This is a genomic window from Vibrio sp. Y29_XK_CS5, assembly GCF_024181835.1.
Lineage (GTDB): Bacteria > Pseudomonadota > Gammaproteobacteria > Enterobacterales > Vibrionaceae > Vibrio > Vibrio harveyi.
Genome location: NZ_JAMZAM010000003.1, coordinates 69,501 through 94,944 on the forward strand (window position 1 = coordinate 69,501; position 25,444 = coordinate 94,944).

The 25,444-nt window shown below is 45.1% G+C and carries 22 protein-coding genes; 18 read left to right on the forward strand and 4 right to left on the reverse strand.

All coding sequences use genetic code 11. From position 1 onward, the window contains the following. The first annotated feature begins 1 nt into the window (after position 1). The 3 genes from NL647_RS14245 to NL647_RS14255 are packed head-to-tail and all read left to right on the forward strand — an operon-like array spanning position 2 to position 2,355. Positions 2 to 778, forward strand: a complete 777-nt coding sequence (locus NL647_RS14245) for a M48 family metallopeptidase (RefSeq protein WP_253650332.1) — start codon at positions 2 to 4, stop codon at positions 776 to 778. Then, entirely contained in the window at positions 771 to 1,913 is a 1,143-nt protein-coding gene (locus NL647_RS14250) for a TniQ family protein (RefSeq protein ID WP_253650333.1), read from the forward strand. The genes NL647_RS14245 and NL647_RS14250 overlap by 8 nt, the downstream gene beginning before the upstream one ends. 34 nt (positions 1,914 to 1,947) lie before the next feature. Continuing rightward, complete coding sequence (locus tag NL647_RS14255) at positions 1,948 to 2,355, forward strand: antitoxin Xre/MbcA/ParS toxin-binding domain-containing protein (RefSeq protein WP_253650334.1); 408 nt, start codon at positions 1,948 to 1,950, stop codon at positions 2,353 to 2,355. Positions 2,356 to 2,485: 130 nt separating this feature from the next. Here the strand turns inward: NL647_RS14255 and NL647_RS14260 are convergent, their stop codons facing one another. Further along, entirely contained in the window at positions 2,486 to 4,933 is a 2,448-nt protein-coding gene (locus tag NL647_RS14260) for a GGDEF and EAL domain-containing protein (RefSeq protein WP_253650335.1), read from the reverse strand. 195 nt (positions 4,934 to 5,128) lie between these two features. Next, positions 5,129 to 6,037 carry a DMT family transporter gene (locus NL647_RS14265; protein WP_017189944.1) on the reverse strand — a complete coding sequence of 303 codons (909 nt, stop codon included), beginning with the start codon at positions 6,035 to 6,037 and terminating at the stop codon, positions 5,129 to 5,131. Between the two features lie 169 nt (positions 6,038 to 6,206). On the opposite strand from NL647_RS14265, the gene rmuC reads away from it, so the two are divergent. From rmuC to tatC, 7 genes are all read left to right on the forward strand, one after another. Next, positions 6,207 to 7,739 (forward strand): DNA recombination protein RmuC, encoded by a 1,533-nt coding sequence (rmuC, locus tag NL647_RS14270; protein WP_005434560.1) that lies wholly within the window; start codon positions 6,207 to 6,209, stop codon positions 7,737 to 7,739. Positions 7,740 to 7,817: 78 nt separating this feature from the next. After that, positions 7,818 to 8,597 carry a bifunctional demethylmenaquinone methyltransferase/2-methoxy-6-polyprenyl-1,4-benzoquinol methylase UbiE gene (gene ubiE / locus NL647_RS14275; protein ID WP_005434558.1) on the forward strand — a complete coding sequence of 260 codons (780 nt, stop codon included), beginning with the start codon at positions 7,818 to 7,820 and terminating at the stop codon, positions 8,595 to 8,597. An 11-nt stretch (positions 8,598 to 8,608) separates the two neighbouring features. Continuing rightward, positions 8,609 to 9,244 carry an SCP2 domain-containing protein gene (locus NL647_RS14280; RefSeq protein WP_005448553.1) on the forward strand — a complete coding sequence of 212 codons (636 nt, stop codon included), beginning with the start codon at positions 8,609 to 8,611 and terminating at the stop codon, positions 9,242 to 9,244. After that, positions 9,241 to 10,875 (forward strand): ubiquinone biosynthesis regulatory protein kinase UbiB, encoded by a 1,635-nt coding sequence (gene ubiB / locus NL647_RS14285; RefSeq protein WP_005434553.1) that lies wholly within the window; start codon positions 9,241 to 9,243, stop codon positions 10,873 to 10,875. Before NL647_RS14280 ends, ubiB begins: the two co-directional genes overlap by 4 nt. A 48-nt stretch (positions 10,876 to 10,923) precedes the next feature. Further along, positions 10,924 to 11,172: a Sec-independent protein translocase subunit TatA gene (gene tatA, locus NL647_RS14290; protein WP_005429959.1), complete on the forward strand. Its 249-nt coding sequence runs from the start codon at positions 10,924 to 10,926 to the stop codon at positions 11,170 to 11,172. A gap of 3 nt (positions 11,173 to 11,175) precedes the next feature. After that, a complete protein-coding gene (gene tatB / locus NL647_RS14295; RefSeq protein ID WP_005430029.1) occupies positions 11,176 to 11,574 on the forward strand; it encodes a Sec-independent protein translocase protein TatB in 399 nt (132 codons plus the stop codon). Positions 11,575 to 11,642: 68 nt separating this feature from the next. Beyond that, the gene (tatC, locus tag NL647_RS14300; RefSeq protein ID WP_005448551.1) at positions 11,643 to 12,389 is read left to right on the forward strand and encodes a twin-arginine translocase subunit TatC; all 747 of its coding nucleotides are present in this window, start codon (positions 11,643 to 11,645) and stop codon (positions 12,387 to 12,389) included. Between the two features lie 864 nt (positions 12,390 to 13,253). Here the strand turns inward: tatC and NL647_RS14305 are convergent. Continuing rightward, on the reverse strand, positions 13,254 to 14,018 hold the full coding sequence (locus tag NL647_RS14305) for a TatD family hydrolase (RefSeq protein WP_017817165.1): 765 nt from the start codon (positions 14,016 to 14,018) through the stop codon (positions 13,254 to 13,256). Between the two features lie 186 nt (positions 14,019 to 14,204). On the opposite strand from NL647_RS14305, the gene hemB reads away from it, so the two are divergent. The 3 genes from hemB to polA all read left to right on the forward strand — a co-directional run bounded on the left by hemB (position 14,205) and on the right by polA (position 19,225). Beyond that, on the forward strand, positions 14,205 to 15,266 hold the full coding sequence (gene hemB / locus NL647_RS14310) for a porphobilinogen synthase (protein WP_253650336.1): 1,062 nt from the start codon (positions 14,205 to 14,207) through the stop codon (positions 15,264 to 15,266). Positions 15,267 to 15,391: 125 nt separating this feature from the next. Further along, on the forward strand, positions 15,392 to 15,826 hold the full coding sequence (locus tag NL647_RS14315; RefSeq protein ID WP_009701602.1) for a GNAT family N-acetyltransferase: 435 nt from the start codon (positions 15,392 to 15,394) through the stop codon (positions 15,824 to 15,826). A 606-nt stretch (positions 15,827 to 16,432) separates the two neighbouring features. Beyond that, positions 16,433 to 19,225: a DNA polymerase I gene (gene polA, locus NL647_RS14320; protein ID WP_253650337.1), complete on the forward strand. Its 2,793-nt coding sequence runs from the start codon at positions 16,433 to 16,435 to the stop codon at positions 19,223 to 19,225. A 757-nt stretch (positions 19,226 to 19,982) separates the two neighbouring features. On the opposite strand, the gene yihA is transcribed toward polA, so the two are convergent. After that, on the reverse strand, positions 19,983 to 20,642 hold the full coding sequence (gene yihA / locus NL647_RS14325) for a ribosome biogenesis GTP-binding protein YihA/YsxC (protein ID WP_005448545.1): 660 nt from the start codon (positions 20,640 to 20,642) through the stop codon (positions 19,983 to 19,985). A 159-nt stretch (positions 20,643 to 20,801) separates the two neighbouring features. Between yihA and NL647_RS14330 the strand changes: the two genes are divergently transcribed. The 5 genes from NL647_RS14330 to hemN all read left to right on the forward strand — a co-directional run bounded on the left by NL647_RS14330 (position 20,802) and on the right by hemN (position 25,419). Beyond that, the gene (locus tag NL647_RS14330; RefSeq protein ID WP_005448544.1) at positions 20,802 to 21,419 is read left to right on the forward strand and encodes a cytochrome c; all 618 of its coding nucleotides are present in this window, start codon (positions 20,802 to 20,804) and stop codon (positions 21,417 to 21,419) included. A gap of 743 nt (positions 21,420 to 22,162) precedes the next feature. Then, positions 22,163 to 22,801: a class I SAM-dependent methyltransferase gene (locus NL647_RS14335; protein ID WP_005448542.1), complete on the forward strand. Its 639-nt coding sequence runs from the start codon at positions 22,163 to 22,165 to the stop codon at positions 22,799 to 22,801. Further along, entirely contained in the window at positions 22,801 to 23,346 is a 546-nt protein-coding gene (gene yihI, locus NL647_RS14340; RefSeq protein WP_005448540.1) for a Der GTPase-activating protein YihI, read from the forward strand. The genes NL647_RS14335 and yihI overlap by 1 nt, the downstream gene beginning before the upstream one ends. 7 nt (positions 23,347 to 23,353) lie before the next feature. Then, entirely contained in the window at positions 23,354 to 23,842 is a 489-nt protein-coding gene (locus NL647_RS14345) for a DUF2489 domain-containing protein (RefSeq protein ID WP_005448538.1), read from the forward strand. 185 nt (positions 23,843 to 24,027) lie between these two features. Then, positions 24,028 to 25,419, forward strand: a complete 1,392-nt coding sequence (gene hemN, locus NL647_RS14350) for an oxygen-independent coproporphyrinogen III oxidase (protein ID WP_005448537.1) — start codon at positions 24,028 to 24,030, stop codon at positions 25,417 to 25,419. The last annotated feature ends 25 nt before the right edge of the window (positions 25,420 to 25,444 follow it).

Consider the following 25,444-nt stretch of genomic DNA (forward strand, 5'->3'; position numbering starts at 1 on the left):
CATGACTTCTGTTAACCATCAAGAAGGCAATACCGAGGAATACAGCTTCATCTATGGTGATGAAGCTGTTACCTATGAGGTGATCCGCAAAGTATTTGCCGAAGGCAAGAAAAAGAAAATCACAATCCGAGTACATCCAGATTGTCGAGTGGCTGTCACTGCCCCTCAAGATGCTGATAAATCGGCAATCCACGAGGCGGTCATGCAACGCGCTCAATGGATTTGGAATGCACTGGTCGAGTTCCGATCTCACTTAGAATATGTGCAAACCAAACACTACGTGAGTGGTGAGATGCAATTCTATCTAGGCCGTCGCTATGTGCTAAAGGTGGTTGAAGACCAAGATGCCATTTCCAACGTGAAGATGGAACGAGGCAAGCTGTTAGTCACGCTTAACCGCTTCAATGAAGATAAGCCCAAGCTCGTCAAAGCACTGGTATCTGGTTGGTATGGTGTTCGTGCAGAGCGCATATTCCATGAACGCTTGGCTGAGCTTTTACCGCAGGCAACCTGGGTAGACGGCATCCCCTCATTTCGCATCATGCCGATGCAAAAACAATGGGGAAGCTGCTCAGCCAAAGGCACCTTGATGCTCAACCCTCACCTGATCAAAGCGCCTAAAGAGTGCATTGATTACGTGATTTTGCATGAGCTTTGCCACATTGCTGAATACAACCACAGCGAGCGTTTCTGGCGCTTACTAACCAGTGTGATGCCCAACTGGAAAGAAGTGAAAAGTAAGCTAGATGGCATGGCGGAGCTTTATCTGAATGTTTAAAAGTTATATTGGGCTCGGAGTGATGCCTGATGAAGCGATGGTTAGTTTTATATATAGGGTTTTAAGAAGAAATGGGTATCGTTGTTTTTATACAATTATAACTTCCGATGGATGGGGAAGTGAGCCAAGCGTCCCCCTACCAGCACAGATTGCATTTGGCTCCTTTGAGCGAAATAGTTTACTAAAGTTATACGAAAAAACATTTCAAGATAAACCTGCTGACTCTATTTTTTCAAACCCTATCAGTCATCTAAAAAGCTTCGAACTTACTTTTTTTCCGAAATATCATAAAAAAACTTGTGGGAGTCCAATCCCCATTCGCTTGTGTGTGGAGTGCATTAAAGAGCAGATACAAAACTTAGGCTTTTATTATTTCAAACACAGTTGGCTGCTTGGTTCGCGCTGCAGAAAACATGATATTGACCTCGATGTGATTTCCGCACAGAAATTTCTACGAAGCACCTCTGATCTAATCCAGAAAGTGAAAGATGAGCAAAGTGTTTGCCGTTTAACTAATGATTCACTTTTCCTTGATGCTGGCTCACACAGTTATGAAAAAGCTAGACTAGCTCCTTGCATCCAACTTTTAATATCAAAGTTTTTGTATAAAAAAAGTGACCATTATGAAGAAGGATATACCGAGGTTGTTGATTACGGTCTTCTTTCTCAATACCAGAGAAGTTCATTAAGTAATGAAAATCAGCTTAAGAGTGCTTACTTTTCTACGGATTCATATCTAGAGTCTTTAATTGAAAAGTTTTATACGGAATTAATGGATTTGCTATATGAACATATGGAGTTTTACTTCTTTCCTATCAATGGCTTAAAGTGTAAGACCTATATAGGTAGGCTCAAAGGTCAAAATTGTACCCTTTGTCGTTTAGCTCCCTTTGGTCTCTCAGGTGAATGCCCTGTTACTGAACAACTTCAAATTCATAGAGATAAAAGCCATGTTCGAAAGAGCACGATAAGCCACTATAATTATTGTGATAAATGGATTTATCGGATGAGGAAGTCAATAGAAAGACACCAATATGAGATTGGTGTCTCTGAAGGTGAAAAGCGAGTCCTGAGAGAGCTACATTGCTTTAAAACAGCTCTCCGCTTCGAAAGAAAAAAGCCTTTCACCAGATAAATATTTGTTGGTTATACAAATTAGGAAGAAGCGTATGTGTAAAAGTAATCATAAGGTTCCTAGTGACTTTTACAATTATAAAACCTTGGAAATTATAAGGTTGGGCTTATCAACTGACTATTTTTATTTTGCAAAGGAAGAGCTACAGCTATCGAAACGAGAGTTCTCTCGGTTAATAGGGTTAAATATCAACTCTACTCTCAAGTTGGAAGGTAAGAATGGAAGGCTCTCCCCTAAGAGTAGTGAGAAGCTGCTAATGATACTGGATTTATTGCAGCAATTAGACTCTTACTTTGGCGAAAGAGAGACATCTCTGAAGTGGTTAAAAAAGCCAAATATATTTACGGGAAACATGCCTCCGTTAAGTGTTTGTGATACAGCTGTTGGGATTAATCTAGTTGCAAATGAAGTTACTCTTTTGAAGTATGGTCTCACAGCATAAATTGTATTGTCACTTTAGTGTACAAACTTTATTATTCCAAAGCTAATTTAGTGTACAAACTTTATTGTTCCTGAACAGTAACTCGCTAAGAAAAAGAATTGAAAAAGACCGAGCCAGTGCTCGGTCTTTTTTATTTAAATAACTTCTCGGCGCGAACTGGGGCGCTAAAGCGGAAGCCTTGTCCGTAGATGCAGCCACGCTCGAATAAGTATTGGGCTTGTTCGTCAGTTTCGATGCCTTCGGCAACCACTTTCAATGACAGGGTTTGTCCCATCGCGATGATGGCATTCACGATCGCATTGCTGTCGGTATTGCTTGGAACATCGCTTACGAAAGAGCGGTCGATCTTCAATTTGTTGATTGGCAAACCTTTGAGGTAAGACAGTGACGAGTAACCGGTACCAAAGTCATCAAGGGAGATCTCAATGCCGAGCTCGCGCAACAAGTTGAGTGACGCGATGGCTTGTTGTGGGTCAATCAGCAAGAAGCTTTCGGTGATTTCCAGCTCTAGGCGGTGCGCCGGGAATTCGGTCTCTTTGAGAATCACCCCAAGTTTGCTGATGAAGTCTGATTGTTGTAGCTGAAGAGCCGATACGTTCACCGCGAGCTTGCCAAATTCAATGCCGTTATCCAGCCATGCGCGACCTTGCAAACAAGCTTGCTCCAAGACCCATTTACCAATGCTTTGAATCAAGCCCGTTTTCTCTGCAATCGGGATAAAGTCCGCTGGAGAAATCATCCCAAGATCGGGATGTTGCCAGCGTAGCAGGGCTTCTACGCCAACCAGTTCGTTTGCACTTAAGTTGTATTGCGGTTGGTACGCTAAATGAAGTTGGTTTTTCTCAATCGCTTCATGCAAAGCAGACTGCATACGCACGTGAGACACGGATTTATCGGTCAAATCTGGTGAGTAGAATGCGTAGCCATTACGACCGTTTTTCTTCGCCAAGTACATGGCGGTATCGGCATTCTTGAGCAAGGTTTCACTGTCTTGCCCGTCTTGAGGGTAACGTGCCACACCTACGCTGGTGGAAATACGTAAAGATTCGTTCTTGCTGACTTCAAAAGGACGGTTGAACAGGCAGAGTATGTCTTCAATAGTATCGATCAGCTGCGAATCCGATTCGATATTCGGCAATATAATGACAAACTCATCGCCACCGATACGTGCCACATGAGCACGCAAGTGCAGCACATCTTGCAGACGTTCAGCGAGTTTAGTTAGTAACTGGTCACCACAGAAGTGCCCCATGCTGTCGTTGATGTGCTTGAAGTGGTCGATATCGAGGAACAGAGTCGCAAACGCGTGTTGATGCTTCTGACCGTTCTCAATGTGCTGTTCTAGCAAGCTGATCAAATGAGTACGGTTAGGAAGGTTGGTCAATGGATCGTAAAACGCCATGCGTTGTAGCTTTTCTTCGTGCGCTTTTCGTACCGAGATGTCTTCGAATACACAGATGTAGTTGATCAGATGGTTCTTATCGTCCATCACCGCGCTGATGGTGGCGAGCTGTGGGTAAATGCTGCCATCTTTTTTGCGGTTGATGAACTCGCCTTTCCACTGACCTTTGCTTTCTAGCTGACGCCACAACTGTTGATAAAACTCGCGGTCGTGATGCCCAGAGCGCAAGATATTTGGGTTCTTACCGATCACCTCTTCTGCTGCGTAACCAGTGATGTGGGTGAAGGCGCTGTTTACATCAAGAATATTGGCTTTGCGGTCAGTAATCACCATCCCTTCATGGGAGTTATCGAAGATTTTCGACGCCAATGACAATTGAGTCTCCACCATTTTTCGGCGAGTGACGTTGCGTGTCATACCCAAAATACCAATCAGCTCTCCGGTTTGATTGCGGATTGGCGATTTGATGGTTTCCAGCCAAGTCGGATTGTTGTTGTCATCAATGAGAGTGCACTCTTCCACCGTGTTTTGGCTGCCCGTAGCGATCACCAACTGGTCGGTATCAATGAACTTCTTCGCTCGACGACTGCTGAATAACTCGAAGTCATTCCTGCCGACGATTTCACTGCCGGTCATTTGCCAAGAGTCTTCAACGCTGCGGTTGGTCATCGCGTAGCGACCATCGGTGCTTTTTATCCACGTGTGGTCTTCTAAGCAATCAATGAATTCTTGTAGGGATGGCAGTAAGTCGGGCAATTGAATATCGTGACGCTGCTGCTCTTTATGATAAGTCTGAGCAACATCAAAGCCGACGCGTCCAGCCAATGCGCTTAACCACCCGGAAACAACAGTATTTTGGTCAGTTGGATGAACCAATGCGAGCGCAGCAAACAGCTCACCGCTCGGCAGCCATACCGGGCAGTAACTCAAGGTTTGGTTTTGAAAGGGTGTTTGTTCAACAACAAGCTGAGGATAGATAAAGTGCTCAGTGGCTGGATCGAGAATCGCGACGACTTCACGATGATGTTGCGGCGACGTCGCCACCTCACTCAAGTGCCATTGGCGAGTGTAGCTGAAAGTATAAAGCTGACCGTGCGCCTGTGTGGCATCACAGCATTGTTGCAGAGCCTGTTTCCAGTCTGTCATCAATGCAGGGGAGATAGCGAAGCGAAACATAGTTAATAAAGCATCCTGAGCGCCCTTGGATTTGTGTTGTTAACATCTAATTAGACGTTCATATCGGGCTTTGGCTATATCGTATCCAAAGCCCGAACAAATCCAAGCAAGGAACACTTCATTAATCGAGTAAACTGTTAGCTAGCTCTCTTTTTTATAAATCGCGTCTCATTTTTGCAATGGTTTCGGACGTCATCATTGAACGGTGTTCGCCTGTTTTTGCTTTTTGCCGAACTTGACTTGTTGAATCACCAAGCCACTGATGATCAGCACTAAGCCAATCAAAGTGGATGGGTGAATCTCTTCACCAATGATGGTCGCAAGCAGCATGAGCGAGATGAATGGTGAAGCAAAAATCAGGTTGCTGATGCGTGCGGTGTTCTCGGTGAGCTTGAGTGCCGTTAGCCACAACACGAAGGTTACGCCCATCTCAAACAGACCAACATAAGTCACTGCAGCCCAACCTTTCGCGGTGATTTGGCTCCAGTCTGCGCCTTCATAAATGCTTAAACCAATCGCAAACGGAATCGCAACCAAAAAGCCCAATAGCACGCCCACCACAGGGTCGGCTTTGTTTTTGGTGTTGAGAATCCAGTAACTTGCCCAAAGCAATGTGGAAAGTAGCGCTAATCCCACACCAAGCGGACTTTCGAATTCCATTCCGAGCACATTGCCTTTGGTGGCAATTACGATGACACCCAAATAACTAAAACCACAAGCAATCCAGTCTTTATTGCGAATCTTCTGACCCAAGAAAACCGCCGCCATCAAGGTGAGCGTGATCGCCCAACTGTAGTTGATCGCCTGCGCTTGGGAGGCTGGCAATAAGTCGTATGCTTTAAACAAGATAAGGTAGTACGCCAGCGGGTTAATCAATCCGAGCAGTAAGTAGTACCAAGGATTGGCAAGAAACGTTGAACTAAGTTGATTCAGCTTGCCCTGCACGCCACATACCACGATAAGTGCGATAGCCGAGACAATACTCGCCATGGTCAGCATCTGAATCGGTGAGAATTCCGCCAAAGTCAATTTAAATGCGGTCGCTACTGTTGACCAAAGTAATACCGCTGATAGCCCAAATCCTAGGGCGCGACGCTCGTTCATGATGCCTCTGTGTGATGATGTACCGCTCATCGCTGTTGGTTTGAGCTGGTGTGAGTATGTTGTACGGAGCGCCTAGTGTATGCGAGGATTTTTCATCCAACAAACTGGACATTTATCCAGTATGTAAATACCATTATTAAAGATAAAAAACACAGGCTAACTCGCTATTATGCAATGGATTCTTGAGCATCAATCTCTCATTCTGTCTTCTCTTTTTACCGCGACCATCAGCGGTGTTGCAGTGGGTTGGTGGGTTAAACAACGCTTTGCCACGCAAACTCAATTGCTCGAACAACAGCTCTCCTCTGAGAAACAGCTTCATCAACAACAACTTGAACAAGTGAAGCAAAGTCTCGCTGAAGCACAGCAAGAATTGGATGAGCTTGATGACGAGCGCGATAAAGCGGCATTCGAGGTGCGCCAAACTCACGGTAAATTGATGGCGGCGATGGAAAAACTGCGCTATTTCGAAGCAGTGAAACAGGAGCGTCAGCAGTATTTTGATGAGCTAGGGCAGATGCGAGAGCACAAATCGCGCCTTGAAACCCAGCTTGGTGAGCAGCAAGCGCGCCATGAGCAAATCAACCAAGCTAATGCCGAAAAGCTGCAAATTCTTGAGCAAGCAGAAGTGCGTTTGAAGCAGCAATTTGAACACCTAGCGAATCAGTTGTTTGAAGAGAAAACCGCCAAAGTCGACATGCAAAACCGTCAGAGCTTGGAAGGTTTGCTGTCTCCACTTAAAGAGCAACTGGAAGGGTTCAAAAAGCAAGTAAACGACAGTTTTAGCCAAGAAGCCAAAGAGCGTCACACCTTGGTGCATGAGTTGAAGAACCTGCAACGCTTGAACGAGCACATGACCCGAGAAGCGGTCAATCTGACTCAAGCTCTGAAAGGTGACAACAAGCAGCAGGGCAACTGGGGTGAAGTGGTTCTAGCTCGTGTATTGGCAGAATCTGGCTTACGTGAAGGGCACGAGTACCAAACTCAGGTGAGCTTGCAAAATGAAGCCGGCAAGCGCTATCAACCTGATGTGATTGTTCACTTACCGCAAAACAAGCAAGTGGTGGTCGATTCGAAAATGGCGCTGGTGGCCTACGAGCGCTATTTCAACGCAGAGAACGACATTCAACGAGAGCAGGCGCTGAGTGATCACTTAGCCGCGCTGCGCGCCCACATCAAAGGCTTGAGCCTTAAGGATTACCATCAGTTAAAAGGCATCCAGAGCTTAGATTATGTGTTGATGTTTATTCCGGTAGAGCCTGCATTCCAAGTCGCAATTCAAGCTGACCCGAGCTTGGTTAAAGATGCGATGGAACAAAACATTATTTTGGTCAGCCCTACCACTTTGCTGGTGGCGCTACGTACGATAGATAACTTGTGGCGCAACGAACGCCAAAACGAAAACGCCCAATTGATCGCGGAACGAGCGGCGAAGTTGTACGACAAACTACGCTTGTTCATTGATGACATGGAAGGGCTGGGCGGCGCATTAGACAAAGCTAACCAAACGTACCAAGGGGCAATGAATAAACTAGCGACAGGGCGTGGCAACGTGATTCGTCAGGCTGAAAGCTTTAAGCAACTAGGAGTGGAAGTAAAACGTCCAATCTCGCCAGATCTTGCTCAGTTGGCGCAGACAGAGTCATTTTCGGAAAATGCTTCTTTAGTAGAAAGACATCCGGCTGAGGATAAAGTAAACTAATCGCCCGCAGTACAGTGGGCGACCCTATTTGTTATCAACCGCCCCGTAGTGAGAAAGTGCTGCCCAAGAGGAATCAGAATGACGGACACAAGTGTGCAATCAAATACAGCGTTAGATAACGACACTACCCACTTTGGTTTTACCACAGTGGCAAAAGACGAAAAAGTGACCAAAGTTGCCGAAGTTTTCCACTCAGTGGCAGCAAAATACGACATCATGAATGACCTGATGTCAGGTGGCGTTCATCGCCTTTGGAAGCGTTTTACTATTGATTGCAGTGGCGCTCGTCCGGGACAACGCGTTCTCGATCTAGGTGGTGGTACTGGCGACCTGACGGCGAAATTCTCGCGCATTGTTGGCGACCAAGGTCACGTGATCCTAGCGGACATCAACAACTCAATGTTAAATGTAGGTCGTGACAAACTACGCGACAACGGCATTGTTGGTAACGTGCATTACGTTCAAGCGAACGCAGAAGAACTGCCGTTCCCAGATGATTACTTTGACGTGATCACGATTAGCTTCTGTCTACGTAACGTAACCGATAAAGACAAAGCGCTACGCTCTATGTTCCGCGTATTGAAGCCAGGTGGTCGTCTGTTGGTGCTTGAGTTCTCAAAACCAATCCTAGACCCGCTATCAAAAGTGTACGACGCATATTCATTCCACCTATTGCCAAAAATGGGTGAACTAGTAGCGAACGACGCAGACAGCTACCGCTACCTAGCAGAATCTATCCGCATGCATCCAGACCAAGACACGCTGGAAGGCATGATGAAAGAAGCGGGCTTTGAAAACACCAAATACTACAACCTAACGGGTGGTATTGTGGCGCTGCACCGCGGCTACAAATTCTAAGGATAAGCGGTATGCCATTTGAACCTCTTATCACTGCCGTTATTGAAACGACACTAAATACGTTGATTAAAGACGATCCTGAATTGGGTCGTCGTTTGTCACGTCTTAAAGGTCAGGTGATTCAAATTCACCTGAAAGAGATCAATAAGACGCTGACGTTCATCTTCAGCCAGCAAATCGATGTCTTGGGCAATTACGAAGGTCAGCCAGATTGTTATCTGTCGCTGAATCTAAGCGTGCTGCCTGAGTTGCGCGATCAAGCCAATATCACTCGCCTTATCAAGCAAGATAAACTTGAACTTGAAGGTGACATCCAATTGGCACAGAAATTCTCTCAATTGATGGTGGATTGCAAACCTGATATCGAAGAGTGGCTGTCTCGCGTGACAGGTGATGTCGTGGCTCATACTTTTGTGCAAGGTACCAAGAACGTCGGCGGTTTCTTTGCTTCTCAAGCAGAAAAACACCAGCGTCATCTTGCTCAAGTAGTAACAGAAGAGTGGAAACTGGCGCCAGCACCGCTAGAAATTGCCCACTTCTGTGACCAAGTGGACGACGTTCGTAGCCAAGCTTCTCGCGTTGAAGCGCGTCTAAACGCATTACTAAACAAATTCGATTCGGATAAGCCTGCGCTGGAGAACTCATGACGCCAGCAGAAATAAAGCGCTTATACCACATCATTAAAGTTCAGCTGGAATATGGCTTGGATGAGTTGTTGCCCGATCATCAACTGACCAAAGCGCCGCTTTTGATGCGCAAAAGCCTATTCTGGATGAAGAACAAGCATCCAGAAAAACCGTTAGGTGAACGCCTTCGTCTCGCTCTACAAGAACTTGGTCCAGTTTGGATTAAGTTCGGTCAGATGATGTCGACGCGTCGCGACCTTTTCCCACCGCATATCGCTGATCCTCTTGCGCTTTTGCAAGACCAAGTTGCGCCATTTGATGGGCAGTTAGCGAAAGAACAAATGGAACTCGCTCTGGGCGGTCCATTAGAAAACTGGTTTACTGAATTTGATATCAAACCGTTAGCGTCTGCGTCGATTGCTCAGGTGCATACCGCGCGATTAAAAGACACTAACCAAGAAGTGGTATTAAAGGTCATCCGTCCAGATATTCGTCCGGTCATTGATTCAGATCTAAAACTGATGCACCGAATGGCGCGTATAGTCGCCGGAGCGATGCCTGAAGCACGTCGTTTGAAACCAGTTGAAGTGGTTCGCGAGTACGAAAAAACCTTACTTGATGAACTCGATTTGCGTCGTGAAGCGGCGAATGCGATTCAACTGCGTCGCAACTTCGAAGGCAGTGAAGAGCTTTATGTACCAGAAGTTTTTCCTGACTTTAGTAATGAAACTGTCATGGTTTCTGAGCGAATATATGGCATCCAAGTCTCTGATATTGAAGGCTTGGAAGCGAATGGCACCAACATGAAATTGCTCGCGGAACGCGGTGTGAGTGTGTTCTTCACTCAGGTGTTCCGAGACAGCTTTTTCCATGCCGACATGCACCCGGGCAACGTGTTCGTTAAACCGGAGCATCCAGAGAATCCGATGTGGATTGGGCTGGATTGCGGGATCGTTGGTACACTTAATAGTGAAGACAAACGCTATCTGGCGGAAAACTTCCTCGCTTTCTTCAATCGTGACTACCGCCGCGTAGCGGAATTGCACGTTGATTCGGGGTGGGTACCTGCCGATACCAATGTCGATGAATTTGAATTTGCGATTCGCATTGTGTGTGAGCCAATCTTTGCTAAACCACTGTGTGAAATCTCGTTCGGTCACGTACTGTTGAACCTGTTTAACACTGCGCGTCGATTCAATATGGAAGTGCAACCGCAGCTTGTATTGCTACAAAAAACGCTGTTGTACGTCGAAGGATTGGGTCGCCAGTTGTACCCACAACTAGACTTGTGGGAGACCGCGAAACCTTTCCTTGAAGAATGGATGATGAACCAAGTCGGTCCGCAAGCTTTAGTGAATGCCATTAAAGACCGCGCGCCGTTTTGGGCAGAGAAGTTACCGGAACTGCCGGAGCTGCTTTACGATAGCCTTAAACAAGGTAAAGCCATGAATCAACGCATGGATCAGCTTTATCAGGGTTACCGTCACAGCAAGCGTCAGCAGGCGACAGGAAAGTTTTTATTTGGCGTTGGAGCCACTTTAGTCGTATGCTCGGCAATATTGGTGGATAACGCTTATGAGCAGCTATCGATCGCTAGCGGTATCGCAGGGGTCACATTTTGGTTGCTTAGTTGGCGAGCTTATCGTCGATAGACGTTAAACTCTTGAAATAATTTTGTTTAAAGACCCGAGGTAAAAAGAATGGGTGGTATCAGTGTTTGGCAACTTCTAATCATTGCTGTAATTGTTGTATTGCTATTCGGAACTAAGAAACTACGCGGTATCGGTGGCGATCTGGGTGGTGCCGTTAAGGGCTTCAAAAAAGCAATGAGCGAAGATGAGCCTGCGAAGAAAGACGACAAAGACGCAGACTTCGAGCCAAAAAGTCTAGAAGAGCAGCAAAAGAAAGAAGCAGCTCCTGAATCGAAAAAAGACAAAGAGCAGGCGTAAAACGTGTTTGATATCGGTTTTTGGGAACTGGTATTAATATCTGTTGTTGGTCTGGTTGTTCTTGGTCCAGAGCGTTTGCCACATGCCATCCGCAGTGTCTCTCGTTTTGTCGGAGCAGCGAAGAGTATGGCAAATAGCGTCAAAGACGAGTTGTCACACGAGCTGAAAGTTCAAGAACTGCAAGAAAACTTGCGCAAAGCTGAGCAAATGGGGATGGATGATCTGTCTCCTGAGTTGAAATCTTCGGTCGAAGAATTAAAGAAAGCGGCGCAATCTGTAAACCGCCCTTACGCGGAGCCAACCAAATCAGAAGCGGAGCCTAAACAAGAGGCACCAGCGACTGAAACCGTTGAGAAAGCGGAAGAGATTAAGGTTACAGCGGCAGATAAGAAAGCCGAATAGTCTCATTAGGAGGAGCTACTAGTGATTGGTAGCTCCTTTTTGATCAGGTTTTAAAAAAGAGGTTTGCCATGTCTACCGTCGAGCAGACACAACCTTTAATTAGTCATTTATTAGAACTTCGCAACCGACTGCTTAAAGCCATTGCTGCAGTTTTGGTGGTGTTTGTTGGACTAATTTACTTCTCTAACCACATTTATGAGTTTGTTTCAGCACCTTTGGTAGAACGCCTACCTGAAGGTGCAACGATGATCGCAACCGATGTGGCTTCACCGTTTTTCACACCTTTGAAGCTAACCTTGATTGCTTCGGTGTTTATTGCGGTGCCGTTTATCTTGTACCAAGTATGGGCCTTTGTCGCGCCAGGTTTGTACAAGCATGAACGTCGATTGATCATGCCATTGCTGTTCTCTAGCTCACTGTTGTTCTACTGCGGTGTGGCGTTTGCCTACTTCGTGGTATTCCCACTGGTGTTTGGCTTCTTTACCGCCATCTCTCTTGGTGGGGTGGAGTTCGCAACCGACATCTCGAGTTACCTCGACTTTGTGCTGGCGCTGTTTATGGCGTTTGGTATTGCGTTTGAAGTACCTGTAGCGATTATCTTGCTATGTTGGACTGGCGCAACCACACCACAAGATCTGAAAGAGAAGCGTCCATACATTATCGTGTGTGCGTTTATTGTCGGTATGTTACTGACACCACCAGACATGATCTCTCAGACCCTACTGGCAATCCCTATGTGTTTGCTGTTTGAGGTGGGTTTGTTCTTCGCGCGTTTCTACACACGTAAAGATGAAGAAGAGCAAGTGGAAGAGTAAAGTCACTCCAACTCCACCATTCAGTATTAAAAAAGCGGCTCATGGAGCCGCTTTTTGGTATCTACAGTTTATCGAAGTTTGATTTCGTGACCGCATTTAGAGCAGACATATACTTCTTTAATTCCAATCAATTTTTGAAACCAACTGCGTTGTTGACGTTGTAAATACACTCCGTGATTACACATTGCGAATCCTATCTTTTTTATTTTATAAGCCGGCGGGTATTTTATGTGAAATCATGTACATAATTCAATGGGACTAACTATATAGTTAAGAGTACAACTATATGATTATGAAATAATTGGTTTGTAGCACTAAATTATCTATATACCCAAGTGACTTCAAGATGCAGGATTCAGAGTGTTGTCATTGATTCGAGAGCAAGGAAAACAATGCAGTGTAATAGCCAGCTCTTTCCAAGTTGTTTGACGCAGCAATCGGGTCAATGACACGCTCCCAAAGGGCGAGCTGCCTTGGTTTGTATACTTTGTTGCCGATTCTTGATTTAGACCCACTAAACCTTTAAATCGCCGCCGCGTCTACAAACCAAGTCAGTCTCGCTGAACCTAGCATCTCGAGGTTACTTGGGTATACCAAGACTATGTAATTTTGCGGATGTATCCGCACCTTGAGCAGATGTATACCTCTTTGATGCCCATTAGTTTTTGCAATAGGGTGCGTTTTTGACGCTGTAAGTAAATACCGTGCTGGCAAGTGTTCATGAGCAGCCCATATCATTGAATATATGGGCAATAGTTTAGGGAGAGAAGCGCTTATATCTCAATAGCATGTTACTTATATATTTAAGGTTAATGTATTGAATTATAACGAAATGTTTTATTTTAATTTATGTAAGTACTTACATCACTTCAGGCTAAACAACTCTTCTGCGTTTTTGGTCGTCAGAGCATCAATCGCTTCAAGGCTTTCTCCGCGTAGTTCCGCCACGCGCGCCGCCACTAAAGAAGTGTAAGCTGGTTCGTTACGTTTCCCACGATGTGGAACAGGGGCAAGGTACGGGCAGTCTGTTTCTAGAATCACCCAGTTCATATCCAGATGCGGGATAACCTTATCCATACCGCCGTTTTTGAAGGTTGATACTCCGCCCAGACCTAAGTGGAACCCAAGCTCGTTGATCGCCTGTGCTTCTTCTAAACTGCCACCAAAACAATGGAATACACCACGCAAGCGACCATCTTGTTCTTGACGAAGTAAGGTCAGTGTTTCTTCAATTGAATCACGAGTGTGGATAACGACAGGCAAATCCATCTCTTTAGCCCAGGTTAACTGAGTCACAAACGCCATCTCTTGTTCTGCTCGGAAGGTTTTATCCCAGTACAGATCGATACCGATTTCACCCACTGCAATAAAGTTGTGCTTTTTAAACCAGCCACGGATGATTTCCAGTGTTTGCTCGACATTGCCATCGACGTAACATGGATGCAGCCCCATCATTGAACGACAAACCTCAGGATAAGCCGCTTCGGTTTTTAGCATCGGCTCAATAGACTCAAGATCGATGTTCGGCAGCAGAATTTTATCAATGCCTTGTTCTAAAGCGCGCTTCACTACCTCGTCGCGGTCGTTATCAAATTCGCTAGCGTAAATATGAGCGTGAGTATCGATCATGGTTGGTCTCTATGGTTTATCGGTGTATGGAATTAGTGAGAAGTATACTTGAGTGTGAGTGCGGGGTCATTTTCGGTTTTTTTCATGCCGTTTTTCCATATTGCTGCTCGCAAGGTGTATCAAGAGTGATATGATTTTGCCACCAGATGATTTGATCATCGTAACCTTCCAGACAAGGAGAAAGTGGTGTCTGTATCAATTCAAGGTCCATTCCCTGCACGCCGTATGCGTCGTATGCGTAAGCACGATTTTAGTCGTCGTCTGATGGCTGAAAACCAAGTTTCAGTAAACGATTTGATTTACCCAATGTTCATTCTGATGGGTAAAGATCGTCGTGAAAGTGTTGAATCGATGCCGGGTGTAGAACGTTTGTCGATTGATTTAATGCTAGAAGAAGCACAATACCTAGCAAACCTAGGCGTACCAGCAATCGCGCTTTTCCCTGTCGTAAACCAAGACGCTAAAAGCTTATGTGCTGCTGAAGCTTATAACCCTGAAGGTTTGGTTCAGCGCGCAGTACGTGCATTAAAAGAGCACGTGCCTCAAATCGGTGTGATCACAGACGTGGCACTTGACCCGTTCACTACTCACGGTCAAGACGGCATCATCGATGAAGATGGCTACGTGATGAATGATGAGACAACCGAAGTACTTGTAAAACAAGCGCTGTCTCACGCAGAAGCGGGTGCAGACGTGGTTGCACCATCAGACATGATGGATGGTCGTATCGGTAAAATCCGTGAAGCACTAGAAGAAGCGGGTCACATCCATACTCAAATCATGGCTTACTCTGCGAAGTACGCATCAAACTACTACGGTCCATTCCGTGATGCAGTTGGTTCATCAGCGAACCTAAAAGGTGGCAACAAGAAAAACTACCAAATGGACCCTGCGAATACGGATGAAGCGCTACATGAAGTGGCTCTTGATATCAATGAAGGCGCTGACATGGTGATGGTTAAGCCAGGTATGCCTTACCTTGATGTGGTTCGTCGTGTTAAGACTGAGCTTCAAGTTCCAACGTTCGCTTACCAAGTTTCTGGTGAGTACGCGATGCATAAAGCAGCCATCATGAATGGCTGGCTAAAAGAGCGCGAGACCGTGATGGAATCTCTGCTTTGCTTCAAACGTGCAGGCGCGGATGGCATCCTGACTTACTTCGCGAAAGATGTAGCAGAGTGGTTAGTGGAAGAAAATGCACAAGCTGCAGAGCACCTAGTAAAGACTCAAGAAGCGACAGACGAGTAATTATCGCTCAATGAGAAAAACCAGACCGACAATTGTTGTCGGTCTGAATATACCCAAGTACCCTCAAGACGGAATACACACGGCTTGAAGTTACTTGGGTATATTTATTTCTGGAGAGTAAGACAATGACAATGCTGATTCGTGAAGGCACGCTGGAAGAAGCGATCCAAGTGGTGGCTCGTGTTACTGAGTTTGCACGTGGTGAGACGGTTGAATCCATGGCAGAGCGTCTTGGGGATAAAAAAAGCTTAATCTTAGTCGCTGAGAAAGCAGGAGCTATCCTTGGCTTTAAAATCGGCTATGAGTTAGATGATTACACCTTTTACAGCTGGTTTGGTGGCGTTGCGCCAGAAGCGCGCAATGAGGGTGTGGCTCAGATGTTATTGGAAGCGCAAGAAGAATGGGTCGCAGAGCAGGGCTACAAAACGTTAAAAGTGAAATCACGCAATCAATTTCCTGCCATGCTTCGTTTGTTGCTAAGAAACGACTATATCATTGAAAAGTTTGAAGAAAAAACCAACTTGCGTGAGTCTCGAGTCCACTTCATTAAGGCGCTATAAAAAATAAATGAGATTTTTTCTCATTTAGGTATTGACTGTTAAATGAGAATCATTATTATTAAACCTGTCTTAGGGAATGAGGAAAGTTCACAAGGACGTTGAGTTGCTAATTAACTGAGTGTTGAGAAGGTAATGAAACATTTTCCCCAGAACTTGCACGAATTCTTTTTGACACGACATTGCTCACATTGCTTCCAGTGTAATTTATAGCTTCTTGGTTAAGCTGCCATATAAATGGAAATAGCTTCACCACTTCTGCTAGGCGACCCAATTGGGTCGCTTTTTTCTTTTCTGAGATTTCTAATTGACGCCTCTATTGGCAACTTTTCCACATGTCATGATCATTTTAGGATCGTTGATCTTCTCGCCTGTTGGTATTTATTTTTATTAAAAACAATGTCTTATGTTGGTGTTTTGTTGGTTTTATTTCCGTTGGATAACCAGTGGATAATTTCTATAAACAGAGTTATCCACAAGAAGGTGCAAATTTCGTGAATAACATCGGAAAATTTCCGCGACCTTGATCGAGCGAACAAGATAGATTCGGATCAGCAGTCATGGCATTCTAAGCAGATCTATTAAGTACTGATTTGGATACAGACAATTATGGCAAGTATTCCTGAAAATCCGTTGATTCTGATCGACGGTTCTTCTTATCTATATCGCGCTTTTCACGCTTACCCAGGCACGATGAGTAACGGTGAAATTCCAACTAACGCAGTTTACGGTGTAGTGAACATGTTACGCAGCATGATGCGTCAGTTTGCTTCTGATCGTATCGCAGTGGTTTTCGATGCGAAGGGTAAAACCTTCCGTGACGATATGTACCCGGAATACAAAGCGAATCGTCCACCAATGCCGGACGATCTTCGTTGCCAGATTGAACCTCTGCATAACGTTATTCGTGCGATGGGTCTGCCATTGATCTGTATTCCAGGCGTAGAAGCCGATGACGTGATTGGCACTCTGGCTTATCAAGCATCGCAACAAGGCATGCCTGTTTTGATCAGTACTGGCGATAAAGATATGGCGCAGTTGGTGGATGACAACGTTACCTTGATCAACACCATGACGAACGTCGTGATGGATCGTGAAGGCGTGGTTGAGAAGTTTGGTATCCCACCAGAATTGATCATCGATTACCTAGCGTTGATGGGCGATAAAGTTGATAACATTCCTGGCGTTCCGGGCGTGGGTGATAAAACCGCAACTGCTCTACTACAAGGTATTGGCGGTCTGACAAAGCTGTATGAAAACCTCGATGATATTGCAGCGCTTGGCTTCCGTGGTTCAAAAACCATGGCGAAGAAGCTAGTTGATAACAAAGACAACGCAATGCTGTCTTACGAGCTTGCGACCATCAAGCTGGATGTGGAACTGGAAGAGACGCCAGAATCATTGCTAAAAGCAGAACCAAGCACAGATGAACTGATCAAACTGTACGGTCAGTTGACGTTTAAGTCTTGGTTGAATGAGCTATTAGAAGGCGGCACAGGTGTAGTAGAAGCGGATGAATCAACCGGCGCTGCGCGTGGTGGTTCTGCTTCATCTAAAGCAGATATGGACACTTCAGCAGTAAAAATCGACCGTAACCAGTACGAAACCATCCTAGATGAAGCTTCATTTAATGCTTGGTTAGACAAGCTAAAAGCGTCTGAATTATTTGCGTTTGATACCGAAACTGACAGCCTAGATTACATGGTGGCAAACTTGGTTGGTTTGTCATTTGCAACTGACGAAGGCATTGCTGCTTATGTACCAGTGGCTCATGACTACCTAGATGCGCCGCAGCAGCTGGATCGTGATTGGGTACTTGAACAGCTAAAACCGATTCTTGAAGATGAGGCTCAGGCTAAAGTCGGTCAAAACCTAAAATACGATGCGTCTGTGCTGGCTCGCTACGGCATCGAGATGAAAGGCATCAAGCATGACACCATGTTGGCGTCTTACGTCTACAACAGTGTAGGCGGCAAACATGATATGGATAGCTTGGCACTGCGCTTCCTACAGCACAGCTGCATTTCATTCGAGCAAATCGCAGGTAAAGGTAAAAACCAGCTAACCTTCAACCAAATCGATCTGGATGAAGCTTCACCATATGCTGCAGAAGATGCGGACGTGACACTTCGTCTACATAACCGTTTGTTTGCTAACATCGAGCAAGATGAAAAGCTAAAAACCGTATACGAAGAAATCGAAATGCCACTCGTGCCAGTGCTGTCTCGCATTGAGCGTACTGGTGTATTGATTGATGACATGAAGCTTAGCGCGCAATCTGTAGAAATTGCTGCACGTCTAGACGAGCTTGAGCAAAAGGCGTACGAGATTGCAGAACAAGAGTTCAATATGAACTCACCGAAGCAACTGCAAGCGCTTCTGTTTGAAAAAATGGGTCTACCAGTTATCAAGAAGACGCCATCAGGCACACCTTCTACCAATGAAGAAGTGCTGCAAGAGCTGGCTCTGGATTACCCACTACCAAAACTGATTTTGGAATACCGTGGTCTGGCGAAGCTAAAATCAACTTACACCGACAAACTACCGAAGATGATCAACCCATCAACGGGTCGTGTGCATACTTCTTACCACCAAGCGGTGACAGCAACGGGTCGTCTATCTTCAACCGATCCTAACTTGCAGAACATCCCAATTCGTAATGAAGAAGGTCGTCGTATTCGTCAGGCATTCGTTGCCCCTACGGGTTACAAGATTCTGGCAGTCGACTATTCTCAGATTGAATTGCGTATTATGGCGCACCTATCAGGTGACCAAGCACTGCTTGATGCGTTCCGTGACGGCAAAGATATCCACGCAGCAACCGCAGCAGAAATCATGGGCGTTTCTATTGAAGACGTTTCAAGTGAGCAACGTCGCCGTGCGAAAGCGGTTAACTTCGGTCTAATCTACGGCATGAGTGCATTTGGTTTGGCGAAGCAACTGGGTATTCCTCGTGGTGAAGCACAAGCGTACATGGACAAGTACTTCGAGCGCTATCCAGGCGTGATGCAGTACATGGAAGACACGCGCAGTGCGGCTTCAGAGCAAGGCTTCGTCGAGACCATCTTTGGTCGCCGTCTACACCTTCCTGAAATTCAATCTCGTAACGGCATGCGTCGTAAGGCGGCAGAACGTGCAGCGATCAATGCACCGATGCAAGGTACCGCTGCGGACATCATCAAGAAAGCGATGTTGTTAGTTGATCAGTGGATTCAAGAAGAAGGCAACGGTCGAGTGAAACTTCTGATGCAAGTACACGATGAACTGGTATTTGAAGTTGAAGAGTCGTCTTTGTCCGAAATTGAAAGTAAAGTACAGAATTTGATGGAATCTGCAGCAGAGCTGAAAGTACCTCTAGTGGCAGAAGCAGGTCACGGTGACAACTGGGATCAAGCACACTAGTCATTTTTAAGCCAATTTAGCCCATTTAGTATGAGCCAGCGCACAAACGCTGGCTTTTTTGTGTCATTAAAAAAGCAAATCAGATCTGAGATTTAATGTTGCTTAATAAAACTTTCATGAAAAAAAACTACAAAAGTTCTTTGCAAATCTGACCAATTGTTGTACATTATCTCTCGTAGGGTACAGAGGTAAGATGTTCTATCTTTCAGACCTTTTGTTTCACGTTATTGGATTAGGCTGATTCAGCCGCCCCAGTCAGTTTTTGACTGGGGCGTTTTTTATTGGGCGAAAGAAAAATTTTCTTTTTGATCAGTAAGTTAAGCTAAACCCTCAAAAACCTTCTTTTTTGACCTTTCTAAGTCACTGCAAAATCTCGATTTTTCCTTCAAATTTATTGCGTTATTCATGCTGTAAATTTACGCCAGTCACACTATTATTTTTTCTTGAAAGAAACTAAGTTACGTCTTTTTGATACTTCGTTTAACTTAACTGTCTGAATATTAAGACTATTGGATGGTTTAGGTGGGGATATTTGTCGGTGAGCAGGAAATAAGATTGCTTTTTAACCTATTGAAATCGAATCTCAGTTCAGTAATGCTTCGCCACATAACAATAATTACCAATTTTTCTCTCCCGTTATCCCTGCCAGGAAGGTGGGGATTTTTATTGCCTGAAATTCACGTTTTTAGATGACAGATAAACAAAAGCCCCACCAAAAGGCAGGGCTGTGTCGAAAAAATTTAACAAATTTTGTTAATTATTCTTCGCCGCTCTCTGGAGCGTTTTGCTCGTCTTCTTCAATCAAGTGTGCAAATGCTGGTGCAAACCAAGTGTCCAGTTTGGCACGTAGCTGATCGACACCTAGACCTTTCAGTGAAGAGAACACATCAACCGATACGTCACCACCAAATGTTTCCACTTGCTTGCGGATTTTCAGTAGCGTTTGTTTGCGAGCACCGCTTTTCAGTTTGTCTGCTTTAGTCAGAAGAACTTGAACAGGGATGCGGCTGTCGATCGCCCAGAAAATCATTTGTTGGTCGAGATCTTTCATTGGGTGACGGATGTCCATCAGAACCACCAAGCCTTTTAGGCACTCGCGTTTCTGTAGGTATTCACCTAATGATTTTTGCCATTTGTTCTTCATCTCAACCGGTACTTGAGCGAAGCCATATCCTGGCAAATCGACAATGTGACAACCTTCTTCCACTTTGAAAAGGTTGATCAATTGAGTACGACCTGGTGTCTTTGATGTCTTTGCTAAGCTTTTTTGGTTAGTAAGACGGTTAAGTGCACTCGATTTACCAGCGTTTGAGCGTCCTGCAAACGCAATTTCGACACCTTCGTCCTCAGGTAAGTGACGAATATCGGGTGCGCTGGTGATGAAATGCGTGTTTTGGTAATGAATTTTTACGCTCACTGTTAACTCCATCTCGACTTTGTGTAGTCGATTGATTACTTTTTTGTGAAATTGTGTAAAATAACCGTGCTCGGCATAAGGTCGCCTATTGTACCATGAGTGTACGCGGTATGTTCACATTCCGTGGTACTGGAAGCTTGATAATTATAATGGAATGTCATGAAGAAATTAGCGCTAATTTTGAGTCTTTTAGCCAGTTGCTCAGTATGGGCCCAAGGTAATATTGAAGCTGGTAAAGCAAAATCACAAACTTGTGTCGCCTGTCACGGAGCGGACGGTAACAGTGCAATAGCAATGTACCCGAAACTTGCAGGCCAACACGCTAAGTATCTTGAGAAGCAGTTAAAAGATCTAAAACTAGGTATGACTAGTGGTGGTAAGCAAGGTCGTTACGACCCTGTGATGAGTGGTATGGCAATGCCACTGAGCGATGAAGACATCGCTGATCTATCTGCATACTATGCCTCTCTACCAATCTCAGAGAGTTCAACACCAGAAGATGTTGTTGACAAAGGTAAAGTACTTTACACCGCTGGTAACGCAGAACGCGGTCTAACCGCATGTATCGCATGTCACGGCCCTCGTGGTAACGGCACTGAGCTTTCAGGTTTCCCTAAAATTTCTGGTCAGCACTCTGACTACATCAAAGCTCAGCTAGAAAAGTTCCGTGATGGTAACCGTGGTAACGATATGAACGCCATGATGCGTGACATCGCGAAAAAAATGACAGACGAAGACATCGAAGTTCTGTCGAAATACGTTGGCGGTCTGCACTAAACCCCTACATAGTTCGAGCACAGTTATACAAATATGCCCTAGCTTTTTTGCTGGGGCATTTTTGTTAGTGATCTTGATCACATATGGATTTTCATTCACAAGTGATAGTTAGCTCGGTGCTTTGTGAGACATTTGCCATACTTGTTCGATACTATTTCTCATCTTGTTCTTTAAGTTATTGATAGATTGAACTATTTATTTTTGACCCAAAAAACCTATCAATAATTTTTTTCAATGACTTGTCGGTTTTTATCCAGTCCGTAAAGTAGAGGCTGTTCACAAGGAGTGAATGACAGGAATTTAGACCATGGATATAAGGTCTCCAAGGACGCAAACGAAGGACGTTTGGTAGTCGGAAAAGGGACTTAGGTAGGCAAGGAGCCTATCAGATATGGATGGTCATCTAGTCTAACGGTTAAGACAGCGAAACGGATCAAGCTCAGGAAGTAGCTCAGTAGACAGGAAGTAAACGGATAGCCAAAACTCATCAGGAAGATGAAGAACAACACTTTTTGGCAAGGAAAGCTCGAAAAACAAAAGGATTCTTGGTGCACCAAATGAGTGCAACACAGTTTCGCCACTATTGGTGGCATTCAGAAAGCGACAGTCTCACTGTCGCTTTTTTTATACCCTCAATTCCGATAAAAACTTTTTTAACAAAAACTGCTGAAAAAGTATCCAGTAACACTCCAATCTGAGTCCACTTTCTGGTATGTTTCGCATCCCTGTTTGAGGAAGTCAGCATGCACACCTGTCCTTTATGCCAGAATCAGCGCACTCACCACTTTTTTGAAGATAAGCAACGCGAGTATCTTCAATGTGAGCAGTGCAGTTTGGTATTCGTCAATCCAGACCAACGTTTGGATGCGGAAACTGAAAAAGCTCACTATGATCTGCATGAGAACAATCCTGAAGATATGGGATATCGCCGTTTTTTGGCACGAATTGCTGACCCAATCGCAGAGCGAATTTCACCACAATCGAACGGAATCGACTTTGGTTGTGGTCCGGGCCCTACGCTTTCCTTAATGTTAGAAGAAGCGGGGCACAACATGGCGTTGTACGATCTTTACTATCACCCAGATACTTGTGTGTTGGAAAAGCAGTACGATTTCATGACAGCAACAGAGGTGATCGAACACCTCTACCACCCAGATATGGTGTGGAAGCAATGGTTGAATTTAGTTAAGCCAGGTGGCTGGATAGGCCTGATGACGAAAATGGTCATCGATGTAGAAGCCTTTCGGACATGGCACTATAAGAACGATCCGACGCATGTGGTGTTCTTTAGCCGTGATACGTTCCAGTTCCTAGCAGAGCGGGATAAGCTCGAACTCGAATTTATTGGTAATGATGTAATTTTACTGAGGAAGACCCAGTAATGAGCCGTAAAAAGAAATCAAGAAAGCCAGGTGCCTCTGGCGCACCTGAGTTTGTAGTAACTCGTAACCGTACAGAATCAGATGTAGAAGGTCGTCTACGTAAGCGCGCGAAAAAGCGTAAAGGCTTGAAGACTGGTAGCCGCAACTCTGATGCGGAAGAGCAGAAGAAACAAGCCGCAGCGCAAAAACGCGATCCTCGCTTAGGCAGCAAGAAGAAGATTCCTCTGATTGTTGAGCCAGCGAAGAAGCAAACTAAACAAGAGCGTCGTCTATCTGCTGAGCAAGAGCTAGAGATGCTAGAAAACGATGCGCAATTGAACGTGTTGTTGGATCGTATCGAAGCGGGTGAGAACCTAGGTACTGGTTTACAGAAATATGTAGACGAGAAGCTAGATCGCATCGAGAAGCTAATGGATCAACTAGGTCTACTAGAGCCGGAAGAAGACGACGAAGACTTTACTGCGCCAGCAGTAAAAGGGTCTCGTAACGACGACGATCTACTTGCAGACTTCGACGATATCAACTTCGACGACTACAAAGGATAAGTAATCCATGAACGTAACCTTATTAGCGATTGCGGGTGCAGTGATTATTATCGCGCTGGCTTCTTATGCAGGTTACCTTCTGCTTCAATTGAAAAAGCAAAAGGAATTGCAGCTGAAGCATCAAAAATTGGCGATCGATAAGCGTAACGCCAACATTTTTGAGAACGTGCATACCTTGTGTCAGGCGGGCATCCAAGGGCAATGTGACTTGTCGGAAATCAGTATTCGTGTTTACAACATCATGGATTATGTCCAAGGTGAAGACCGTATCGATTTTGATGCCACATACCCTGCGATTTCTGAGTTGTACCATACCGTGAAAGATATGGCGCGCGGCGAAGATCGCCAGCAGCTTGCCAAAAAAGAACGTATGCAACAGAACCTGACGCGTCACAAAGCTGAACAGCGCTTAACGGACGCGATCATCGAAGAGCTCAAAGTGTTGCAAAAAGACGTTCAGCCACTGAATAACCAAATCAATATTCAGATGATCTAATTGGTGCCCCCGATGGTTTCCTTATAACCAATGGGGGTATCGTGATCACGCTAGCACTTCTTTGGTTTTATACTTAAAAAGCCGACAGCGACTACCGTAGTTGTCATCGTCGTATGGCAAAATAACGGTTTCTGAATATCGGGCGACGGCTTTCGTCTCCCTAGCATTTAACGGAAAGTACCACCATGTCGAATCAACACACTGAATCGAAACAGCAAATTGTCTGGGATCAAGCGGTATTGGATAAGTACAACTACTCTGGCCCGCGCTACACGTCGTACCCGACAGCACTGGAGTTTCATGAAGCGTTTACCATTTCGGACTACGATATGGCATGCACTCAGTACCCAGATCGTCCGCTATCTCTGTACGTTCACATTCCGTTTTGTCATAAGCTTTGCTACTACTGTGGCTGTAATAAAGTCATTACTCGCCATTCGCATAAGGCTGACGAATACTTGGATGTACTTGAGCACGAGATTCGTCAACGCGCGTCACTATTGGGTGAACGCCAGGTGACTCAATTGCACTTTGGTGGTGGTACACCAACTTTCCTATCTGAAAAGCAAATCACGCGTGTGATGAACTTGCTACGCCAAGAGTTTACGTTTAGTGCGGATGCGGAAATCAGTATTGAAGTTGACCCACGTGAAATCGAGCTCACTATGCTGGATCACTTGCGTGGTGAAGGCTTCAACCGTCTGAGCATTGGCGTGCAGGATTTCAATAAAGAAGTTCAACAGCTCGTGAACCGTGAGCAAGATGAAGCATTTATCTTTGCGATGGTTGCTCGCGCAAAAGAACTTGGTTTCCGCTCAACCAACCTTGATTTGATTTATGGTTTACCGAAGCAAACTAAGGCATCTTTTGCGAAGACACTAGAGCAAGTGTTAGAAATGCAGCCAGGTCGTTTGTCTGTGTTTAACTATGCGCACATGCCACAACTGTTTGCTGCGCAGCGTAAGATTAAAGACGAAGATTTGCCAAAAGCGGAAGAGAAGATGGCGATTCTGCAAGACACCATCGCTACGCTAACAGGTGCTGGTTACCAGTTCATCGGTATGGACCACTTTGCTATGCCAGATGATGAGCTTGCTGTTGCTCAACGTGAAGGCATCTTGCACCGCAACTTCCAAGGTTACACGACGCAAGGTGAATGTGACTTGGTAGGCTTTGGTGTTTCTGCAATTTCAATGATTGGTGATGCCTACGCACAAAACCAAAAAGAATTGAAAAAGTACTACGCACAAGTGAATGAATCTCGCCACGCGCTGTGGAAAGGTGTATCACTGGATGCGGATGATTTGCTACGTCGTGAAGTGATCAAACAGCTTATCTGTAACTTTAAGCTGGATAAGAAGGCGATTGAGTCTGAATTTGGCGTTAAGTTTGAGCAATACTTCAAAGAAGACCTAGAGCTACTACAAACCTTCATTAATGACGAGTTAGTGGAAGTGGATGACCGTGAAATTCGCGTTACGCTTCGTGGTCGTCTGTTGATCCGTAACATCTGCATGAGCTTCGATAAATACCTAAGAGCGAAAGCGCGTCAGCAGCAATTCTCGCGCGTTATCTAATCTTTAGCCGATTCTAGATATAAAA

Coding starts and splice junctions, on each gene's coding strand:
- NL647_RS14245 (WP_253650332.1), top strand. CDS start 2: ATGACTTCTGTTAACCATCAAGAAGGCAATACCGAGGAATACAGCTTC.
- NL647_RS14250 (WP_253650333.1), top strand. CDS start 771: ATGTTTAAAAGTTATATTGGGCTCGGAGTGATGCCTGATGAAGCGATG.
- NL647_RS14255 (WP_253650334.1), top strand. CDS start 1,948: ATGTGTAAAAGTAATCATAAGGTTCCTAGTGACTTTTACAATTATAAA.
- NL647_RS14260 (WP_253650335.1), bottom strand. CDS start 4,933: ATGTTTCGCTTCGCTATCTCCCCTGCATTGATGACAGACTGGAAACAG.
- NL647_RS14265 (WP_017189944.1), bottom strand. CDS start 6,037: ATGAACGAGCGTCGCGCCCTAGGATTTGGGCTATCAGCGGTATTACTT.
- rmuC (WP_005434560.1), top strand. CDS start 6,207: ATGCAATGGATTCTTGAGCATCAATCTCTCATTCTGTCTTCTCTTTTT.
- ubiE (WP_005434558.1), top strand. CDS start 7,818: ATGACGGACACAAGTGTGCAATCAAATACAGCGTTAGATAACGACACT.
- NL647_RS14280 (WP_005448553.1), top strand. CDS start 8,609: ATGCCATTTGAACCTCTTATCACTGCCGTTATTGAAACGACACTAAAT.
- ubiB (WP_005434553.1), top strand. CDS start 9,241: ATGACGCCAGCAGAAATAAAGCGCTTATACCACATCATTAAAGTTCAG.
- tatA (WP_005429959.1), top strand. CDS start 10,924: ATGGGTGGTATCAGTGTTTGGCAACTTCTAATCATTGCTGTAATTGTT.
- tatC (WP_005448551.1), top strand. CDS start 11,643: ATGTCTACCGTCGAGCAGACACAACCTTTAATTAGTCATTTATTAGAA.
- NL647_RS14305 (WP_017817165.1), bottom strand. CDS start 14,018: ATGATCGATACTCACGCTCATATTTACGCTAGCGAATTTGATAACGAC.
- NL647_RS14315 (WP_009701602.1), top strand. CDS start 15,392: ATGACAATGCTGATTCGTGAAGGCACGCTGGAAGAAGCGATCCAAGTG.
- polA (WP_253650337.1), top strand. CDS start 16,433: ATGGCAAGTATTCCTGAAAATCCGTTGATTCTGATCGACGGTTCTTCT.
- NL647_RS14330 (WP_005448544.1), top strand. CDS start 20,802: ATGAAGAAATTAGCGCTAATTTTGAGTCTTTTAGCCAGTTGCTCAGTA.
- NL647_RS14335 (WP_005448542.1), top strand. CDS start 22,163: ATGCACACCTGTCCTTTATGCCAGAATCAGCGCACTCACCACTTTTTT.
- yihI (WP_005448540.1), top strand. CDS start 22,801: ATGAGCCGTAAAAAGAAATCAAGAAAGCCAGGTGCCTCTGGCGCACCT.
- NL647_RS14345 (WP_005448538.1), top strand. CDS start 23,354: ATGAACGTAACCTTATTAGCGATTGCGGGTGCAGTGATTATTATCGCG.
- hemN (WP_005448537.1), top strand. CDS start 24,028: ATGTCGAATCAACACACTGAATCGAAACAGCAAATTGTCTGGGATCAA.